Here is a 19,046-nt window from a genome sequence, read left to right as displayed (position 1 = left end):
AGGTTGAAATGAAAGGTATCGAGGTACCAGGCTTGGACAAAGCCGTTTCAAGACTCATTTTGGGAACGTCCGGTTTATCTACCGATCCACAAGCTGCTTTTGAAATGCTGGATACTTTCGTCGAATTGGGCGGAAACACGCTAGACACTGCTCATCTGTACAACAGGGGAGCCAGTGAGCGGATGATTGGAAAATGGATGCAAGCCCGGCAAAATCGGGATCAAATCACGATCGTCGACAAAGGCGGCCATCATTTCGTAGCAGAAGACGGTACACATGATGCCTCGGTCAAGAGGGTAAATGCCAAGGAGATTACTCGCGATCTCATGGAAAGCTTGGAGAGATTGCAAGTAGAGTACATTGATGTGTACGTGCTTCATCGCGATGACACATCTGTGCCTGTCAGCGAATTGATGGACATGCTGGAAGAGCATATTCAGGCAGGCCGGATCAAGCGTGCGGGAGTGTCCAACTGGAGCTATGGCAGGATCGAGGAAGCGAATCGATATGCGGATCAAAAGGGCTACAAGCGGCTGGTGCTAAATAGTCCGTCTTTTAGCCTGGCGAAAGCGAACGAACCTCGTTGGCCCGGCACCGTCTATATCGACAAGGATTACGAGAACTGGCATGTACGTACGCAGATGCCTCTATTCTCCTGGGCTTCTCAGGCAACCGGCTTTTTCACAGGACGTTTTTCTCCTGAAGTTAAAACCAATGCAGACATCGTACGAGTCTATTACAGCCAAGACAACTGGGAACGTTATCGCAGAGCTGAAGCCTTGGCGAAGCAGAAGGGAAGCCAATATACCCCGAATCATATTGCTCTTTGCTATGTATTGCACCAACCATTTCCCACTTGTGCTGTCATCGGCCCGCAAACGGTTGCCGAACTGCGCGACTGCTTTACGGCCCTCCAACTCTCCTTGTCTCCAGATGAATGCAAATGGCTAAACCTCGAATTGAATGAAGAAAGATAGGTATAAAAAGCAGGGAGAGTTCGCTCTTCCTGCTTTTTATGCTTCTATCGAAACTTGTCTGTTTTCCTCGTATTACTATTTTTTATATGCTCATGAAAGATTCTTATTGGCTATATAGAATGATTAAAAGTAAAATTTTTATGAATATACTGAAAAATCAAATAAAAGGGGGTTTTAGAAAGTGAAAAAAAGAACAAGACACTGGTTGGTCCCAGCTTTGGTTCTTTCGCTGCTCTTCTCCGCTTGTACGCCAGCTAGTCAAGAGAACCCGGAGCAGGGCAATGAGCTTTCGAAAGGCGAGATTGTTGTAGCGGTTGTTTCAGAGCCGGATTCCCTTGACGTCCATAAAACATCATCGATTGGGGAAGCGACGGAGCACCTGTACGCGACGCTGTTCGAACGCAGTGAGAATGGGGAAATCGTTCCGGGGTTGGTCAAGGATTATCAAGTCGCGGATGGGGGAAAAGAGATTACCTTCAACCTGAAAGAGAATGCGGTCTTCCACTCAGGAAAACCGATCAATGCCGAAGCAGTCAAAAAATCGTTTGAACGATTCCTGGAAAAATCGCCGTTCAAGACAAATGCAGGTTCGATCAGCAACATCGAGGTGCTTGGCGAATATTCGTTCAAAGTTACGTGGAGCGAGCCGTATGCCCCGTTCTTCAGCAACGCCACTTCGGCTTACCTGGCGCCCTTGGATGTATCGACATTGGACGAGCAGGGAGAAGGCTTCGACAAAAATGCGAGCGCAGGCGGACAGCTCCAGCTTACGGAGGTCAAGCGAGGGGATTCCGTCGTCTACAAGCCTTTTGAACAAGCGGATTGGGGAGCCAAAGGAACTCCCGGCTTCAGCAAAGTAACCTTCCGCTTCATCCCTGATGATGAGACGAGAATCCTGGAGTTCAAGAAAGGCTCGGTCAATGTGCTGCTGGATGTTCCCTTCCAATACATCGAGGAGCTGGAAAAAGAGCCGGGTGTGGAATTGGAGAGAGTATCGGACTATGTGATGAATTACCTCGGCTGGAATAATAAATTGCCGATCTTCCAGGATGTTCGCGTGCGTCAGGCGATTGCCCTCGCAGTGGATCGTGAGCCGATCATTCAAACGGCCTTGAGAGGTGCAGCGCAGCCTGTCTTCGGTCCTCTGCCGGATGTCGTAAACGGGCATAACCCGGCGATCGAGGAGAAAGCCCGCAAAAAATATGCGCAAGACAAGGAAAAGGCAAAACAGCTCTTGGCGGAAGCAGGTTGGAAGGAAACGAACGGGGAAGGCATCGTCATGAAAGACGGCAAGCCGTTCTCCGTGGAAATGTGGGTGCAAAATGAGCCTGTCATGCAGCGGGTGGCGCAAATTCTTCAGCACCAATTGCGGGAAGTCGGCATCGATGTCCGAATCACCGTCAAGGAATCGGCTGCGATCATCGAACAAACGCCAAAAGGCGGACACCAAATGATTCTGTGGAGCTACGGCTGGTTCGATGCTGATATCTTGTATTTCCTCCTCTTTGGCAAGGGGAAATCGACCCGTCTGCATTATGAAGTGGATGAATTGGATGCCATGCTGCAAAAAGGAAGAATCGAGATGGACCCGGACGCTCGCTATAAAATTTACGAGGAAGCCCAAGATTTCCTGGTGGAGCAGTCTCCGTGGGTTCCACTCTTTGTCAGGGAGAGTGTCACAGCAACCCGAGGACTGAAGAATTTCAAAAAGCATCCGATTTCCAACCGTATTATTTGGGATGACGTAGAGGTTGTCGAGTAGACAAGTTTTTATGACGAGGGGGGCTTGGATTGCCGTCTTATCTTCTCAAGCGATTGTTGACGATGGGTATAACCCTGATCGGCGTATCTCTGCTCGTATTCATGATGCTCCATCTCATACCGGGAGATCCCGTGAGATATATCCTGGGGGACTTCGCCACGCCGGAATCGATTGCCGAGCTGGAGAGCCGATTGGGTTTGGACAAGCCGCTGCCCATGCAGTACCTCCATTATATGGCCGGAGTGATTCAGGGAGATTTGGGCACCTCCTACGTTACCGGATATGCCGTCATGGAAGAGATTGCGAATCGTTTTCCGATTACGGCCCAGCTAGCTGTGTACAGTATTCTGTTTGGCTCCATCTTCGGCATTTTGATCGGAATCATCACGGCGATGAAGCAGAATACCATTCTTGACCAGCTCGTGATGGTCATTTCTCTGATCGGCATATCGGCCCCCAGCTTTTGGATCGCCTTGTTCTTGATTCTGCTGTTTGCCTATCATTTGGGATTTTTCCCCATATCGGGCTATAAAGGCTTTTACTCGCTCATCCTGCCTTCTATCACGTTGGGATTGGGTACAGCCGGGAATATAGCGCGAATGACGCGCTCCAGCATGCTGGAGGTGATCAAGCAGGATTATATCCGTACGGCGCAAGCGAAAGGGGCCAACCTGTACCGGCTCATTTTCCAGCACAGCTTGCAAAACGCGATGATACCTGTCACCACCTTGATCGGCTTGCAATTTGGAGCCTTGATGGCAGGAGCGGTCGTGACGGAAACGGTGTTCGCACTCCCCGGCATGGGAAGCCTGATCGTTTCCGCGATTGCTACCCGAGACATTCCAACGGTGCAAGGCTTGATTTTATTCATGGCATTCCTCTTCATCGTCGTCAATTTGTTGGTGGATTTGATTTATACCAAACTGGATCCGCGTATCCGCTATGAATAGAGATGGCACGGAGGGGAGTTCTGGCAGATGCTTACCAAAACCGAAACGAATGTACAGCCAGCCAAATGGGATGAGATGGAGTCGGCATCCGTCTCTTTCTTTGGCATGGCATGGAAGAAGCTGAGAAAAAACAAAGGAGCGATGATTGGGGGATCAATCCTGCTCTTTTTTATCCTCACCTCTGTATTTGCTCCGGTTCTTACCCATTACCCGGTCAATGAGATGCGATATGACGAAACCTTGAAGCCTCCGAGCCGAGAGCATTGGCTCGGAACCGATGAATTCGGCAGGGATATTTACACGCGTATTTTGTACGGCGGCCGCGTCTCGCTGCTTATGGGGCTTGTTGCGGTCTCGATTGCAGGAAGCGTCGGGGTTTTCCTGGGGGTGATCGCGGGCTATTACCGAAGGCTTGATCTTTACATCATGCAGCTGATGGACATCCTCCTGGCTTTTCCGTCTCTGTTGATGGCGATTGCGATCGTAGCGGTGTTAGGCGTCGGGCTGACCAATGCGATGATTGCTGTAGCCATTTCGGTCATTCCATCCTTCGTCCGGGTGGTCAGGGGTTCCGTGCTGGCGGTTCGCGAAAAAGAATACATCGAATCTGCCAGGGCACTGGGTGTACGCGATTGGAAAATCATCGTCCGCCATATTTTGCCTAACATCGCCTCACCGATCATTGTGCTGGCTACCCTGCAATTTGGGGTAAGCATTCTGTCGGCGGCCGCTCTGAGCTTTCTTGGCCTTGGCGCCCAACCGCCCAATCCGGAATGGGGAGCATTGGTTTTTGTGGGCAAGTCCTTCCTGAGCCAGGCTTGGTGGATGACGCTCTATCCCGGTTTGGCGATCATGCTGGTTGTCCTTGGCTTCAATTTACTAGGAGATGGCTTGCGCGACGCTCTCGATCCCAGAATCAAATAAAGACGGACTCGTTCATGAGATGAAAGGGGGCGCCAGACAATGGCTGTGACAGAGGAGAAGGAGCTGCTTCGGGTGGAGCAGTTAAGCATCAACTTCAAAACAGAAGACGGCGGGCATATCCTGGCCGTGAAACAGTTGAATCTGACCATAAAAGAAGGGGAAACACTGGCCTTGGTAGGCGAGTCTGGATGCGGCAAAAGCGTGACTTCTTTGTCCTTGATGCGATTGATACCGAAGAATGCCGGATTTACAGAAGGGAAAATCCTATTCGAGGGCAAAGACCTCAACCGTGTCTCTGAGCGGGAGATGCGCTCCATTCGCGGCAACTCGATGTCGATGATTTTTCAGGAGCCGATGACCTCGTTGAATCCTGTGCACAAAATTGGCAAGCAGATCGGAGAAGTCATTTATTTGCACTCCTCTTTATCCAAAGCGCAAATCAGAGAGAAAGCCATCGAGATGCTGAAAAAAGTGGGGATTCCTCGAGCCGAAAAAATCATGGACGAATATCCGCATCAGCTCTCAGGCGGCATGAGGCAGCGGGTCATGATCGCGATGGCGATGGCATGCACGCCAAAGCTGCTGATCGCGGATGAACCGACTACGGCGCTCGACGTCACGATTCAGGCGCAAATCCTGGAACTGATGAACGAGCTGAAGAAGGATTTCCAAACCGCGATTCTCTTGATTACCCATGACCTGGGAGTTGTCGCAGAAATGGCGGATCGCGTCATGGTGATGTATTACGGTCAAATTGTCGAACAAGCCGACGTGCGTACGCTGCTGAAATCGCCAAAGCATCCCTATACGATCGGCCTTTTGAACTCAGTGCCTGACATGGATGACGAAAGCGATAAACCGCTTGTCCCCATCATGGGGAATGTACCGAATCTGGGCGTGATTCAGGCAGGTTGTCCCTTCTATGCGAGATGCCCGCAAGCCTTTCAAAAATGTCATCTGGAAAATCCGCCGTTGTTCAAGCTGGGGGAACAGCTGGTCAGATGCTGGCTGTACGAGAGTCAAGAGGTGATCGCATGACGGATGCCCTGTTGGATGTAAAGGAATTAAAGGTGTATTTTCCCGTAGGCAGCGGAATTTTCCGGAGGCACAGCCATTTCGTCAAGGCGGTTGACGATATTTCGTTTCGCGTGCAAAAAGGCGAAACCTTGGGTATTGTCGGCGAAAGCGGATGCGGAAAATCGACGATGGGCAGAAGCATTCTGCGACTGATCGAACCTACTTCCGGCTCGGTCAAATTCAAAGGGCATGAAGTGACAGCGTTGACGAAAAGCGAGCTGAGGAGATTACGCGCAGACATTCAGATCGTTTTTCAAGACCCGTACGCTTCTCTCAACCCCCAATTGACGATTGAGTCGATACTGGGAGAAGCCCTTTCTACGCATCAGATCGGAAACAATGCGAAAGAGCGCAAGGAAATGGTAGCGGAGCTGTTGAACAACGTCGGCTTAAGTCCCAGGCACGCGGGGCGCTACCCCCATGAATTCAGCGGCGGACAGCGGCAACGGATCGGAATCGCGCGGGCCATCGCTGTCAATCCTGCCCTGATTATTGCGGATGAGCCAGTATCGGCATTGGATGTTTCCGTACAAGCGCAAATATTGAATCTGTTTCAGCATCTGAAAAAGACGTATGAGCTGACCTATATCTTCATCGCGCATGATTTAAGCGTAGTCAAACATGTCAGTGACCGGATTGGCGTGATGTACCTTGGAAAAATGGTAGAGCTGGCAGGGAAGAAGCAACTGTTCCAGAAGCCGCTGCATCCGTACACCCAAGCTCTCATGTCGGCCATACCGTCTCTCGATCCGGATGTGAAAAAAGAGCGGATCATCTTGAAAGGAGACGTCCCCAGCCCGATCACGCCGCCGCAGGGATGTCATTTTCACCCGAGATGCCACTATCGTATGGAAGCCTGCGAGCATGTGAAACCGCGCCAGATCGAAGTGGAGCCTGGCCATTTTGTGAGCTGCCACCTATACGATACAACCGATAACCTTACCGAGAAATGAGGAGAGCGCATGGCAAAATCTTATGACGAAAGCACCATTCCATCTCTGCAGGATCAATTGGATGGGATCATCTCCCGGGTCGAGCAGACAGGAGCTTCGATCGGAGTACTGATCAAATCCTTGGATCGTCCAGCGGACCAAGCGATCTTGTATTCCCATGACGCAGACAAATTGTTCACGCCTGCCTCCAACACCAAGATCTTGACCGTATTGACGGCTTTGCTGCGTCTCGGAGGAGAGTTCCGCTATCAGACCGAAGTAGCCTGCACAGGCGATTTGCGAGAGAATGGCGTGTTGAAAGGCGATCTGTACATCAAAGGGTACGGAGATCCAAGCTTGCATACCAGTGAGCCGTTTCAGGTGCATGCGGGAGTATCCCTCTCTGATATCGTCGCTTCCATCCGGCAGAAGAACATCCGTGAAATCAACGGCAACATCATGGTAGACGCATCTTATTTCGATGATCAACGCCTGGGAGACGGGTGGGCTTGGGATTATGAATCGGAGTATTACAGTGCCCAGACCAGCGCCCTTTCCGTGAATCGCGGAGTCGTTCAGGTGCATTATCGTCCGGGAGAGGCGCCGGGAGACAGAGTAGAGGTATCGCTCACCCCCAAAACCAGCTATGTTCAGCTGCGTGTAGAAGCCAAAACAGTCCCGGCTGGGGAGCCCAATACGCTGCAAATCAGCAGACAACGCGGTACCAATGAAATTTGTGTGTCGGGAAATCTGCCTGTTGCAGAAGAGGGCAGCCATTTTGTTACCGTCGATGAGCCCGCGCTTTTGGTGGGAACGCTTCTGAAAGAATTGCTTGAGGAAGCGGGAGTGGTGCTCTCAGCCGCATGCCAGGTACAGCAGGGAATCGTGCCTGATCAAAGCGATCAGATCGCTTTGTGCGAATCGGCTCCTTTGAAGGAGATCGTCAAGCATTTGAACAAGACAAGCGACAACCACTACGCCGAAATGCTGTTGAAGACGATGGGCGCAATTCTGAAAGGGGAAGGAAGTGCCCAGGCAGGCATCCAGGTCGTCAGGGAGACGTTGCAGGAGCTGGGCGTCGACAGCAGGTATGAATTGCGCGACGGGTCCGGCCTGAGTCCTTACAATCTCATCTCGCCCAGGCAAGTCCTGACTGTGCTGGAGGCGATGATGGATACATCGGAGTATGAAAATCTCCTTCATTCCTTCCCGATCATAGGTGTGGACGGCACGCTGGAATCACGCCTGAAGGACCATCCTCTTTGCGGCCAGGTGAAAGCAAAGACGGGTTCCTTGGTGTCCGTGAGCAGTTTATCGGGATACGCGACCCTTCCATCAGGGGAGAGAGTGGTGTTTTCCATCCTGGGCAATCGCTATCCCGGAGATACCGATTATTTGAAGGAACAGGAAGACAGGATTCTGCAAGCATTGGCAGCTTTTTAAAAAAACAGCCTATCGACCCGGGGACTACGTCTTGGGGAGATAGGTTTTTTATTTTTTAAACTTTTCAGAAAACTGCTATTGATAAACGGCGGAATTGGGCATATAATCAAACTAGAGTTATAACTTCAAAAATAGGCAAATGATAAAGTCTAAACTTCACGATGATCTGATTTTGAAAAATCGGAGGGTGAGCGAGCATGAAAATTGTCATTGCGGAGGTCATGCACGAGACCAACACGTTCTCAAACGTCCCTACGACGCGGGATTTGTTTGAGCTGTGGGAATGGGCCAAGGGAGAAGAAATTGTAAGCGCTCACAGAGGGGTGAGGGATTTTCTGGGGGGAATGGTCGATGCAGCGGAAGAGCGCGGCATCGAGGTAGTCGGGGCGTTCGCCGCCAGTGCCTATCCCGCGGGAACCATCACCAGGGAAACCTACGAGGCTTTGCGTGATGAGCTCTTGTCTGGAATCACAGCAGCAGGGAGTGCAGATGCCATCTGCCTGTCGCTGCACGGAGCAGGGGTGGCAGAGGGGATCGACGATCTGGAAGGAGCTCTGCTGAAGGCTGTCCGCCAACAGGTAGGCTATGAGATTCCGCTCGTCGTGACACTGGATCTGCACGGCAATATCACGGATCAGATGATTGCGGAGGCCGACATCCTGCTAGGGGTTCATCTCTATCCGCATACGGACTGCTACGAGCGGGGGAAGGAAGCCGTGGAGCTGGCGGAAAAAATGGTGAAGGGAACGCTTGTCCCTCGGATGTATCGAGCAAAATTGCCGCTGATCGTGCCGACCTCTACCACCCATATTTCTCCGGCAAAAGACATCAACGAGGTCTGCTACCAATGGGAGCAAAAGCCGGGCGTCGTGGATTGCGCGTTCTTCCACGGCTTCCCTTACACCGATATTCCAGAACTTGGCGTTACGGTGGTGGCCGTAACGAACAATGATGAGAAGCTGGCGCAGCAGGCTGCTGAAGATGTGGCGCGGGTCATCTGGGAAAAGCGCGAGGAGTTTTCCCTGGACATTCTCTCACCCCAGGAGGGGCTGGAGCTGGCAAAGGCTGCGACGGCCTATCCAGTCGTCATCAATGAAACCTCTGACAATCCAGGGGGTGGAACTCCGGGAGACGGAACCTATCTGCTCCGCGCCATGCTGGAGGCCGATCTTGAGGACGCCTGCTTCGGCTTTATCTACGATCCGGAAGTAGCAGCACTGGCTCACGAGAGTGGGGTAGGTTCCACCATCCAGGTCAGACTGGGAGGCAAGACCGATCAGCTTCACGGTGCCCCGATCGAGCTTACCGCGTATGTCAAAGCACTGACAGACGGTTCGTTTATCACCTCCTCGCCGATGGGCAAAGGATCTCCTGTCCATCTCGGCAAATCGGCGCGTCTGCAAGCCAATGGCGTGGATATCCTCGTCTGCTCGGTCAAAACGCAGGTGCTGGATGAACAAGTCTTCCTCCTGCATGGCATTGATGTGAATAAGTACAAAATCGTCTCCCTGAAGTCCAGCCAACACTTCCGCGCCAGCTTCGAGCCGATCGCTGCGCAGATCATCACCGTAGATTCGCCAGGGCTGACTACTTTGCAGTTCGCGTCCTTTGACTACAAACGCTTGAACAGGCCCGTCTATCCGCTTGATAGCGTCTCACTGCCTTAGACGGACGAGCCAACATTCTAGAAAATAGGTGATTTGATGGAGAGCATGCAAGACAGAATTCGCAAATCATACGAACAATTGACCAACCAGCAAAAAACAGTCGCAAAATACCTACTCGATGAACCGAATCAGGTTGCTCTTCATCCGGCAAAAGTCATCGGGTCCTTGACCGGGACCAGTGAAACAACCGTTATCCGTCTCTGCTACTCGCTGGGTTACTCGGGGTACAGCGAACTGCAAAACGAGATCCGCCAGTCTTTGTTGTTCCCCGTGATACGCGAAAATGTGGTGCAAACCTTTCACGACTCGGCTTATGAATTCCAGGATAGCGATGATGTGATTTCCTTTACGATGGAGCAAGATCTAGCCTTTATCCGCAAAACCTTGGCCGACCTGGATCGGCGCGTCTTTGACCAGGCGATCCAGGCGATTCTTGCAGCGCGAAAGATCGTCGTTCTCGGAGGCCGCACCAGCTACGCTCCTGCCTATTGGCTGTCCTATGCCCTAAATATCGTCAAGGGCGATACCCATCTCTACAGGGGACAGATGGATGACGCCAATTACCTGATCTCGGAAGCGGATGAGGGGTGGCTGGTGATCGTTCTCTATTTTCCGCGCTATTTGCAGGACACCTTGTTTTTTGCCAAGGCTGCCAAAGAAAAAGGAGCTACCGTCTTAGGCGTTACCGACCATGATTTGTCTCCAATCGGCCCTGTCGCAGATGTTCTGCTGAAGGTCTCCACTCCTTCCCCGGCCACACTAAAAGGGATGTCCGCTATTTTCACGCTGCTGAATGCCGTAGTGAGCGGTGTCGCGCAGATGGATCGGGAACAGGTGCAGAAACGAATCAAGCGGTACGATCAGACGAGCGAGCAATTTTATCCGTTTGTTCAACAAAAAGAGTAAGATCATTCAGGGCAAGGGGGCGTATGGCATGATGAAATGGAGAAGTTTGGCACCGATCGGACTTGGCATGGCGTTGTTGTTGGCAGCCTGTTCTTCCAACACGAGTGTCAGCCAGAACAATTCTTCGACACCGCAGCAGCCGGCCGCAGCTACAGAAGGAGGGACGCTCGTCGTGGCTGCCCCGGTGGAGCCGGATACACTGGACTCCCAAAAATCCACCTGGCTGGACAATACCAACAGTCAAAGCTATGATTCCTTCCTCAGCCGCGACATGCAGGGTAAACTGGTCCCGCACCTGGCAGAGTCGTGGGAAGTATCCGATGACGGGAAAGTATGGACCTTGAAGCTGCGTCAGGATGTGAAGTTTCATTCCGGTGCCCCATTGACAGCAGAAGCGGCCAAGGCATCCATCGAACGCTTCGCCGAAATCTCACCGGTGAAAGATTTGGCAGGCCCCATCGAAAAAGTCGAAGCAGCCGACGCGCATACGGTGAAGGTTACCTTCAAGGAACCGTTTGCCCCGTTTGCCAACATGCTCCTCGGAACCTTCATCACGCCACTGGACCCCGAGCGCCTGAAGGAAAAAGGAGACCAATTCGGAGAAGCGCCCTCGGCCACAGGACCGTTCATGAACCCGGAAATCAAGCGCGGCGCGTCAGTCACCTATGTGAAAAATCCGGATTATAAATGGGGCCATGTGTATGCGGACAATCCGGGTGCGCCGTATGTGGATAAAATCATGTTCCGCTTCCTGAAAGACGATGATACCCGAATCCTCGAGTTCAAAAAAGGCACCATTCATGTCTTGCAAGAAGTCCCCACTACGTATGTTCCGGAATTGCAAGCGATACCCGGCGTCAAAATCGAAACCAATATGGAGCAGGGCATGAAGTATTTGGGCTTTAACAACAAAAAGGACGTTTTCAAGGATGTCCGCGTCAAGCAGGCGATTGCCATGGCTGTCGACCGGGAACCTATCGTCCAGTATGCGTTGTCTGGATTTGCCAAGCCGATCTTCGGACCGCTGCCGCCAACCATTCCGGGACACAGCGAAAAAATCGAGAACATGGCCAAAGAAATGTACGGCTACAACGTAGAAAAAGCAAAACAGCTCCTGGCAGAGGCAGGCTATACAGACAGCAATGGCGACGGAATTGTGGAAAAGGATGGCAAGCCTTTCTCCTTGGAACTTCTATTAATGGATGATCCGGTCTTGCAACGCGTCGCGCAGATTCTGCAAAACCAGCTTAAGGAAATCGGCCTAGACATCAAGATCGCCGTCACGGATGCGGCGACAGTCAAGGATCGGGCCATCAAAGGAAATCATGAACTTTTCCTGCTCTATTTTGGATTGAATGATCCCGACATTCTCTTTTTGCTCATGGAGACAAACAACTCCAAGCGTGTCCATTATTCCGATCCGAAGGTAGATGAGCTTTTGACCAAAGGACGCACCACTCTGAACGAGGAGGAGCGGATGAAAGTCTATGAGGAAGCTATGGAGCTACTGGTGAAGAATCCACCGTGGGTGCCGTTGTATGTCACGGAATCGGTTACCGCAACACGCAACATCGAAGGGTACAAAATAAATCCATTCACAGGCGATATCTTGTTTGGAGACATCAAGATCACCAAATAAAAAGGGAGATGGGGCGTTTGCATCGATATCTATTTCGAAGACTGCTGTCGCTCTTGGGAACGCTGCTGGGCGTCACCATTCTCATCTTTCTGTTGGTACAACTGATTCCTGGGGACCCCGTGCAATATCTGCTCGGGGACTACCCCACGGAAGAGGCCATCGCTGCGATGAACGCCCAGCTCGGTCTGGACCAGCCCTGGATCATGCGCTATTTCAGTTTTCTCGGCAAGCTGCTGCAAGGCGATCTGGGGACGTCCTACATCACAGGGATAACGGTCTGGCAGGAGATTGAGGACCGGTTCCCGATCACGCTTCAGCTTGCTTTGTACAGCATCATCCTGGCGACAGTGATCGGCATAGTGGTCGGCATGATAGCAGCGGTGAAGCAGAATACGTGGGTGGACCGCCTCGTCGTCTTTTTTTCCTTGCTCGGAATTTCGGCGCCAGGCTTCTGGATCGCATTGTTTCTGATCTGGATTTTTGCATATCAGCTTTCGATTTTCCCCATATCCGGCTACGACGGATTCTATTCGCTGGTTCTCCCGTCGATCACGCTTGCATTGGGTGGGGCAGGGATGATTGCCAGGATGACGAGATCAAGCATGCTGGATGTGATCAAGCAGGAATACATGCGGACCGCACAAGCCAAAGGTGCGCCGCGGACGTCGGTTATCCTGATGCATGGCTTGCAAAATGCCATTATTCCCGTCATGACGCTGATCGGACTGGAGTTTGGCTCCTTGTTGGCAGGAGCCATCGTGACCGAGACGGTTTTCTCGCTGCAGGGATTGGGCAGCCTGGCGATCGAAGCCATTGGCAAAAGGGATTTGCCGACCATCCAGGGAATCGTGTTTTTCGCAGCCGTCCTGTTCGCCTTGACCAATCTCTTGGTCGATTTGTTGTACACCCTGTTCGATCCGCGGATTAAATACGAGTAGGAAGGAGCGGGAAAACATGAATGGAAACGCGAGTCAACTTGAAATCGCAGATGAGAGCAGGACATCGTCTCCGAGTCGGGTTGCCGAAAATCAGGTGGCTCCTCCTCCGGTATCCTACTGGCTGCAAGTGTTGAAGCGTCTGGCGCGCAACAAAACGGCGATGTTCGGCGCCGTGATCTTGCTTGTGTTTACGATCGGATGTGCCAGTGCGCCGCTGATTGCCCCATATCCGATTGATGAGATGAATTTCAAGGATCGGCTGATGGCTCCAGGTTCTGCACATCTGCTGGGGACGGATGACTTTGGCCGCGACATCTTTTCCAGACTTTTATACGGAGGGCGCATCTCGCTGTTGACAGGATTGGTCACCGTAACCGTCGCGTCCTTGATCGGAGTTACCCTCGGCGTGATTGCTGGATACTACCGCAAAGTGGAGCTCTACATCATGCAGGTGATGGATATTTTGCTTGCCTTGCCTGCCTTGCTGTTGGCAATCGCCATCATCGCGGTGCTGGGACCGGGTTTGACCAATGCCATGATTGCCATCGTCATCGCCGTAATCCCTTCCTATGTGCGGGTCGTCCGGGCCCAGGTCCTCTCCATTCGGGAAAAAGAGTACATCGAAGCCGTACGGGCATTGGGAATCCGCGACCGGGTCATTTTGGTGAAGCATATCCTGCCGAACATCTTGTCCCCCATCATCGTCTTGATGACCTTGCAATTCGGCACCAGCATACTCGCTGCCGCAGCGCTCAGCTTTCTGGGTCTGGGGGCACAGCCGCCAGCGCCGGAGTGGGGGGCCATGGTCTACGTCGGCAAGGCATTTCTGGGGCAGGCATGGTGGATGTCTATCTTTCCCGGCTTGGCGATCATGCTGGTAGTCTTGGGCTTTAACCTTTTGGGCGATGGACTGCGCGATGCGTTGGATCCTAAATAACCGTTGGGACAGAGAGGGGAACATATTATGAACCTGCAGCAAAAGCTGGAGTCTGTATTGTCGGAAAGTTCAGGAACCTTCGGGGTGGCTGTCAAGCATATGGGTACCGGTGAAGAGGCTCAGATTCGGGCCGAACAGTATTTTCAGATGGCCAGCACGTTCAAGGTGCCGATCCTGGCAGCTCTCTTTCGCGATGCGGATGCCGGCTTAGTCAGCCTGGAGCAGAGGTATCGTCTGAGCGAAGCGGATCTGGTCCCGGGCTCGGGGGTATTGAAGGAATTTCTTCCGGGGGCAGAGGTGGCTCTGAAGGACCTTGCGACACTGATGATCATCGTCAGCGACAACCTGGCTACGGACAAAGTGCTGGAGATCATCGGCAAGGAGCGAGTGGAGGCATACATGCGAGAGTTGGGCTTGACGCAAATCTCCATCAAGCACGATTGCTGGGAGCTGCTAAGCATCGGAGCGGGGATGGCCGGGGAGAAAAAAGGGGCTGAAGGCTTTCGGAAGCTGACGGAATCTTTTCAGACGTCGGGTTTTGATCCCGACAGCTTCATTTTCCAAGCGTCACCTGAAAACAATGTGGCGACACCGGCAGACATGGGCAGGTTGCTGGAGCTGATCGGCACGGGAAAACTGGCGTCTGAGCAAGCGTCCGATGGCGTGCTCGATATCATGAAGCGGCAGCAATTGCGCAATCGCATCCCGTATCTGTTGCCGGATGAGACCATCATCGCCTGCAAATCCGGTACGGTCGGTCATGTGGTGAATGATGTCGGCATTGTCTATCTTTCCGATGACAAAGGGGCGTTTGCCATCGCAGCGCTTTCCTCCGGGAATCCTTCCGTCAAAGAGGGAGAGCGTGTGATTGCCCGTCTGGCCCAGACAGCCTATGAGCATTTCGTCCAGGAGTAAAGCAATCGCAAGGATAGGGGGCTGTACGATGAACGAGAAAAAGACCGTGTTGGATATCGACCGGCTCTCTGTAAAGCTGAAGACCGAGCGAGGCATGTTTACGGCAGTCAATCAAGTCAGTTTTGAGATTCAACCGGGAGAAACCGTAGCATTGGTCGGGGAGTCAGGCTGTGGCAAAAGCCTTACTTCCCTATCGATCATGGGATTGATTGCAAAAAAGCTGGGAGTCGTGGAAGGCAGTATTCGTTTCAAAGACAAGGTGTTGAACCAGCTCCGGGAGCGAGAGATGCGGGCGATTCGCGGCTATGACATCTCGATGATTTTTCAGGAGCCGATGACCTCTCTCAATCCCGTCCATTCCATCGGCCGGCAAATCGATGAGGTATTTCGTCTGCATACGAGTGCAAGCAAGCAGGAAAGACGGGCCCAGACCATCCAGATGCTGCGAAAAGTGGGGATTCCCCGCGCGGAGAAAATCGTCCATGATTTCCCTCATCAGCTTTCCGGGGGGATGAAGCAGCGTGTCATGATCGCTATGGCGATGGCCTGCCAGCCGGATCTCCTGATTGCGGATGAGCCGACTACTGCTCTCGACGTTACCATTCAGGCGCAAATCCTCGACCTGATGAATGACTTGAAACGCAAGGCAAATACAGCGATCCTCTTGATCACGCATGATCTCGGGGTCGTAGCGGAGATGGCGGACCGCGTCATGGTGATGTACTACGGAGAAATCGTCGAAGAAGCGGATATGCAGACCTTGTTTGCCTCTCCCAGACATCCTTATACGGTCGGTCTGCTGCATTCGATCCCGAGTCTGGACAGAGAGAACAAGCGCTTGACGCCGATCGAAGGAAATGTGCCGATTTTGGGAGAGGTGCAGGATGGCTGTCCGTTTCGCTCGCGCTGCACCCATGCCATGGAAAGATGCGCTCGGGAAAAGCCGCCGATGATTCGCACTGGCAAGCATGCCGTTCGCTGCTGGGTGTATGCGGATCAGGAGGTGGCGATATGAACGACGCACTGCTGGTCGTGGAAGACCTCAAAACCTATTTCCCTTTGAAAAAAGGGTTGTTCGGACAAAAGACGGGTGAGATCAGAGCGGTGGACGGGGTCTCCTTTCACTTGCGGCAGGGCGAGACCTTGGGAATCGTCGGGGAGAGCGGCTGCGGCAAATCGACGACGGGACGCAGCATTCTGCAACTGGTTCGACCGAGCGCAGGCTCAGTCCGATTCGGAGGAGAAGAACTGGTCTCCATGCCGCCAGCCAAGCTGCGAGGGATGCGCAACCAAATGCAAATCATCTTCCAGGACCCGTACGCCTCCCTGAATCCGCGTCTGACAATCTCCACCATTTTGGCGGAGGCCCTCTCGGTGGGAGAGAAGGGTGCGAATCCGACAGAGATGCGCGAGCGGGTACTGGCATTACTGCAGCTGGTTGGTCTCAATCCGAATCACGCCGACCGCTATCCGCATGAATTCAGCGGCGGGCAAAGACAGCGCATCGGCATCGCACGCGCCATCGCTGCTAGACCCAAGCTGATCGTAGCCGATGAACCTGTGTCGGCGCTGGACGTCTCCATTCAGGCGCAAATCCTGAATTTGCTGCAGGATTTGCAGGAGGAGCTGGGACTGACGTATTTGTTCATCTCGCATGATCTCGGTGTCATCAAGCATATCAGCGACCGGATCGCCGTCATGTATCTGGGGCGTATCGTCGAGATTGCCGACAAGCGGCGACTGTTCGAGCAGCCTATGCACCCGTACACGCAAGCATTGATGTCCGCAGTCCCGATCCCCAATCCCAATCAGAAAAAGGAACGAATCGTACTGGGAGGCGATGTTCCAAGTCCAGCCAATCCGCCAGCAGGCTGCGCCTTTCATCCGAGATGCGCCCAGGCGATGGAGATTTGCCGACGTGTACGGCCCCAGGAGCTTGAAATCGAACGAGAGCATTTTGTTGCTTGCCATCTTTATGGGTCATCAGAAAAGGAGCGATAGCATGAAGATCGAGAAAATTGAAGTAAGACGCTTGCACCTGCCGCTGAAGCACGCATTCGAGACGAGTTTTGGCGTACAGACGAAACGCGATTTCCTGCTGGTCAGTGCGCATGGGGAAGGAGAGACAGGGTACGCGGAAAGCGTAGCCATGCCGTTTCCCTTTTATAATGAAGAAACGACAGATACAATCATCTACATGCTGGAAACCTTCCTGATTCCGCTGGTGCTGACCAGTCCGATCGAGAGGCCGGAAGACGTGGCCCGTCTCTTTGCCCCGATACGCCGCAACAATATGGCGAAGGCAGCCATCGAAGGGGCGGTATGGGATCTGTATGCGAAGCAGAAAGGAATGACCTTGGCTCAAGCACTTGGCGGCGAACGCACGGAAATCGAAGTGGGCGTAAGCGTGGGGATCGAACCTTCAGTGGAGGATGTCGTGCAGAAAGTAGAAGGCTTTGTTGCCGAGGGCTACAAAAAAATCAAGGTGAAAATCAAGCCGGGCTTTGACATTGCCTTGATTGAAGCTCTTCGCAAACGCTTTGGCGACTCGCTGCCGCTGATGGCAGATGCCAACTCGGCGTATACCCTGGAGCAGATCGACATCATGAAAGAACTGGACCAGTACAATCTGATCATGATCGAACAGCCCCTCGCACACGATGACATCGTCGATCACGCCTTTTTGCAAAATCAATTGAAGACGCCAATATGTCTCGACGAAAGCATTCATACAGCGGAGGATGCCAGACGTGCCATCGAACTGGGGAGCTGCAAGATCATCAACATCAAGATCGGACGCGTAGGAGGACTGACGGAATCCAAAAAAATCCACGATCTCTGCCAGGCGCACAACATGCCGGTTTGGTGCGGAGGCATGCTGGAGAGCGGGATCGGCAGAGCGCACAATATCGCGATTACATCTTTACCTAATTTTACCATACCGGGCGACACCTCTACGTCCAACCGCTACTGGGAGCAGGACATCGTCGTTCCCGAGGTGGCTTTCCTCAAGCCAGGCATTCTGGCTGTGCCAGATGGCCCCGGGATTGGCTACGCGATCAATTGGTCCGCAGTTCAAGCCTTGCAAGTACATGAAAAAAGCTACACAATGGCGGATGTAAAATCCTGATTCGAGGGGAGTGAACAAATGAATCAGGTACTGCAATACCGAACCGTTACATCCGCTGCCCGGATGGCCGAAATCGAAGAGCTGCAATGCGAGATATGGGGAGAAGGAGTCATGACTCCGGCTGCCCAGCTGTTGGCTGCGTCTCACAATGGCGGAGTCGTGATCGCAGCATATGCTGGAGACTTGCCCGTCGGCTTTTGCTATGGTTTCGCCGGATTTCGGGAAGGCCAAGGATTTCTTTGCTCGCATATGCTGGGAATTCTGCCAGAGTACCGGGACATGGGCATCGGCAAGAAGCTCAAGCTGATGCAGCGTGAATGGGCCTTGGATTACGGATACGACAGGATTGTCTGGACCTATGATCCGCTAGAGGCGCGCAATGCCTACCTCAACTTGTGCAAACTGGGCGGCAAGGTGAGGAAATACATGGAGTCCTACTACGGTGATATGCATGACGGCATCAACAAGGGATTGCCGTCAGACCGCTTTTTGCTGGAATGGGAGTTGAACGGCAAGCGTACCATGGTTGGGATAAGTGGAGGGAAAAACGAAGAGCCGAGATGGAGCTCGTACCCGCGACTGCTCGACTGGGAGCTTGACCAACAGAAACTTCCACGGCCATTGATTCGGGATGGCTTGGGTGAGCATCCGGGCATTTTGCTAGGTGTCCCTGCGTCGATTCACAGCCTCAAACAAGAGGCTCTGCAGGTGGCGATGGATTGGCGCTTTGCTTTGCGCGACATGTGCAAGTCGGCTTTTTTGCATGGGTACACTGTGATCGGTTTGCTCAAAAGTGACGAACCAGTTCACGCGTATGTGCTAGAAAAAAACGTCGAGGGGGAAATGTGA

Annotated in this window: 17 protein-coding genes; all 17 read left to right on the top strand. The window is 52.7% G+C overall.

What is annotated here, in order from left to right:
* Positions 1 to 8: 8 nt before the first annotated feature.
* The 17 genes from T458_RS44375 (at position 9) to T458_RS44300 (ending at position 19,046) form a co-directional block, all read left to right on the top strand.
* A complete protein-coding gene (locus T458_RS44375; protein ID WP_023557539.1) occupies positions 9 to 977 on the top strand; it encodes an aldo/keto reductase in 969 nt (322 codons plus the stop codon).
* A 181-nt stretch (positions 978 to 1,158) separates the two neighbouring features.
* Complete coding sequence (locus T458_RS44370; RefSeq protein ID WP_023557537.1) at positions 1,159 to 2,739, top strand: ABC transporter substrate-binding protein; 1,581 nt, start codon at positions 1,159 to 1,161, stop codon at positions 2,737 to 2,739.
* 29 nt (positions 2,740 to 2,768) lie between these two features.
* Positions 2,769 to 3,689 (top strand): ABC transporter permease, encoded by a 921-nt coding sequence (locus T458_RS44365; RefSeq protein WP_023557536.1) that lies wholly within the window; start codon positions 2,769 to 2,771, stop codon positions 3,687 to 3,689.
* Between the two features lie 75 nt (positions 3,690 to 3,764).
* On the top strand, positions 3,765 to 4,613 hold the full coding sequence (locus tag T458_RS44360) for an ABC transporter permease (RefSeq protein WP_031305925.1): 849 nt from the start codon (positions 3,765 to 3,767) through the stop codon (positions 4,611 to 4,613).
* Between the two features lie 39 nt (positions 4,614 to 4,652).
* A complete protein-coding gene (locus tag T458_RS44355) occupies positions 4,653 to 5,651 on the top strand; it encodes an ABC transporter ATP-binding protein (protein ID WP_023557533.1) in 999 nt (332 codons plus the stop codon).
* Positions 5,648 to 6,643 carry an ABC transporter ATP-binding protein gene (locus T458_RS44350; RefSeq protein ID WP_023557532.1) on the top strand — a complete coding sequence of 332 codons (996 nt, stop codon included), beginning with the start codon at positions 5,648 to 5,650 and terminating at the stop codon, positions 6,641 to 6,643. Before T458_RS44355 ends, T458_RS44350 begins: the two co-directional genes overlap by 4 nt.
* Before the next feature lie 9 nt (positions 6,644 to 6,652).
* Positions 6,653 to 8,065, top strand: a complete 1,413-nt coding sequence (gene dacB / locus T458_RS44345) for a D-alanyl-D-alanine carboxypeptidase/D-alanyl-D-alanine endopeptidase (RefSeq protein ID WP_023557531.1) — start codon at positions 6,653 to 6,655, stop codon at positions 8,063 to 8,065.
* A 197-nt stretch (positions 8,066 to 8,262) separates the two neighbouring features.
* Positions 8,263 to 9,732, top strand: a complete 1,470-nt coding sequence (locus T458_RS44340; RefSeq protein WP_023557530.1) for a M81 family metallopeptidase — start codon at positions 8,263 to 8,265, stop codon at positions 9,730 to 9,732.
* Between the two features lie 36 nt (positions 9,733 to 9,768).
* A complete protein-coding gene (locus T458_RS44335; RefSeq protein ID WP_023557529.1) occupies positions 9,769 to 10,638 on the top strand; it encodes a MurR/RpiR family transcriptional regulator in 870 nt (289 codons plus the stop codon).
* A gap of 28 nt (positions 10,639 to 10,666) precedes the next feature.
* Positions 10,667 to 12,277 (top strand): ABC transporter substrate-binding protein, encoded by a 1,611-nt coding sequence (locus tag T458_RS44330; RefSeq protein WP_023557528.1) that lies wholly within the window; start codon positions 10,667 to 10,669, stop codon positions 12,275 to 12,277.
* A gap of 17 nt (positions 12,278 to 12,294) precedes the next feature.
* Positions 12,295 to 13,215: an ABC transporter permease gene (locus tag T458_RS0128965; protein WP_035316217.1), complete on the top strand. Its 921-nt coding sequence runs from the start codon at positions 12,295 to 12,297 to the stop codon at positions 13,213 to 13,215.
* A 43-nt stretch (positions 13,216 to 13,258) separates the two neighbouring features.
* Entirely contained in the window at positions 13,259 to 14,152 is an 894-nt protein-coding gene (locus T458_RS44325) for an ABC transporter permease (protein ID WP_246000615.1), read from the top strand.
* A gap of 27 nt (positions 14,153 to 14,179) precedes the next feature.
* Entirely contained in the window at positions 14,180 to 15,067 is an 888-nt protein-coding gene (locus tag T458_RS44320; RefSeq protein WP_023557526.1) for a serine hydrolase, read from the top strand.
* A gap of 28 nt (positions 15,068 to 15,095) precedes the next feature.
* On the top strand, positions 15,096 to 16,082 hold the full coding sequence (locus tag T458_RS44315; protein WP_023557525.1) for an ABC transporter ATP-binding protein: 987 nt from the start codon (positions 15,096 to 15,098) through the stop codon (positions 16,080 to 16,082).
* Positions 16,079 to 17,068 carry an ABC transporter ATP-binding protein gene (locus tag T458_RS44310; protein WP_023557524.1) on the top strand — a complete coding sequence of 330 codons (990 nt, stop codon included), beginning with the start codon at positions 16,079 to 16,081 and terminating at the stop codon, positions 17,066 to 17,068. The genes T458_RS44315 and T458_RS44310 overlap by 4 nt, the downstream gene beginning before the upstream one ends.
* A gap of 1 nt (position 17,069) precedes the next feature.
* Complete coding sequence (menC, locus tag T458_RS44305; RefSeq protein ID WP_023557523.1) at positions 17,070 to 18,197, top strand: o-succinylbenzoate synthase; 1,128 nt, start codon at positions 17,070 to 17,072, stop codon at positions 18,195 to 18,197.
* Between the two features lie 18 nt (positions 18,198 to 18,215).
* Positions 18,216 to 19,046, top strand: a complete 831-nt coding sequence (locus tag T458_RS44300; RefSeq protein ID WP_023557522.1) for a GNAT family N-acetyltransferase — start codon at positions 18,216 to 18,218, stop codon at positions 19,044 to 19,046.

The sequence above is a fragment of the Brevibacillus panacihumi W25 genome, assembly GCF_000503775.1.
In the GTDB taxonomy this organism is placed as follows: domain Bacteria; phylum Bacillota; class Bacilli; order Brevibacillales; family Brevibacillaceae; genus Brevibacillus; species Brevibacillus panacihumi_A.
The sequence above is the reverse complement of the archived record's forward strand: the minus strand, read 5'-3'. Positions and strand labels throughout refer to the sequence as shown.

What these genes read in the sequence shown, in the direction of transcription:
- T458_RS44375 (WP_023557539.1), top strand. Translation starts at nt 9, where the DNA reads ATGAAAGGTATCGAGGTACCAGGCTTGGACAAAGCCGTTTCAAGACTC.
- T458_RS44360 (WP_031305925.1), top strand. Translation starts at nt 3,765, where the DNA reads ATGGAGTCGGCATCCGTCTCTTTCTTTGGCATGGCATGGAAGAAGCTG.
- T458_RS44355 (WP_023557533.1), top strand. Translation starts at nt 4,653, where the DNA reads ATGGCTGTGACAGAGGAGAAGGAGCTGCTTCGGGTGGAGCAGTTAAGC.
- T458_RS44350 (WP_023557532.1), top strand. Translation starts at nt 5,648, where the DNA reads ATGACGGATGCCCTGTTGGATGTAAAGGAATTAAAGGTGTATTTTCCC.
- dacB (WP_023557531.1), top strand. Translation starts at nt 6,653, where the DNA reads ATGGCAAAATCTTATGACGAAAGCACCATTCCATCTCTGCAGGATCAA.
- T458_RS44340 (WP_023557530.1), top strand. Translation starts at nt 8,263, where the DNA reads ATGAAAATTGTCATTGCGGAGGTCATGCACGAGACCAACACGTTCTCA.
- T458_RS44335 (WP_023557529.1), top strand. Translation starts at nt 9,769, where the DNA reads ATGGAGAGCATGCAAGACAGAATTCGCAAATCATACGAACAATTGACC.
- T458_RS44330 (WP_023557528.1), top strand. Translation starts at nt 10,667, where the DNA reads ATGATGAAATGGAGAAGTTTGGCACCGATCGGACTTGGCATGGCGTTG.
- T458_RS44320 (WP_023557526.1), top strand. Translation starts at nt 14,180, where the DNA reads ATGAACCTGCAGCAAAAGCTGGAGTCTGTATTGTCGGAAAGTTCAGGA.
- T458_RS44315 (WP_023557525.1), top strand. Translation starts at nt 15,096, where the DNA reads ATGAACGAGAAAAAGACCGTGTTGGATATCGACCGGCTCTCTGTAAAG.
- T458_RS44310 (WP_023557524.1), top strand. Translation starts at nt 16,079, where the DNA reads ATGAACGACGCACTGCTGGTCGTGGAAGACCTCAAAACCTATTTCCCT.
- menC (WP_023557523.1), top strand. Translation starts at nt 17,070, where the DNA reads ATGAAGATCGAGAAAATTGAAGTAAGACGCTTGCACCTGCCGCTGAAG.
- T458_RS44300 (WP_023557522.1), top strand. Translation starts at nt 18,216, where the DNA reads ATGAATCAGGTACTGCAATACCGAACCGTTACATCCGCTGCCCGGATG.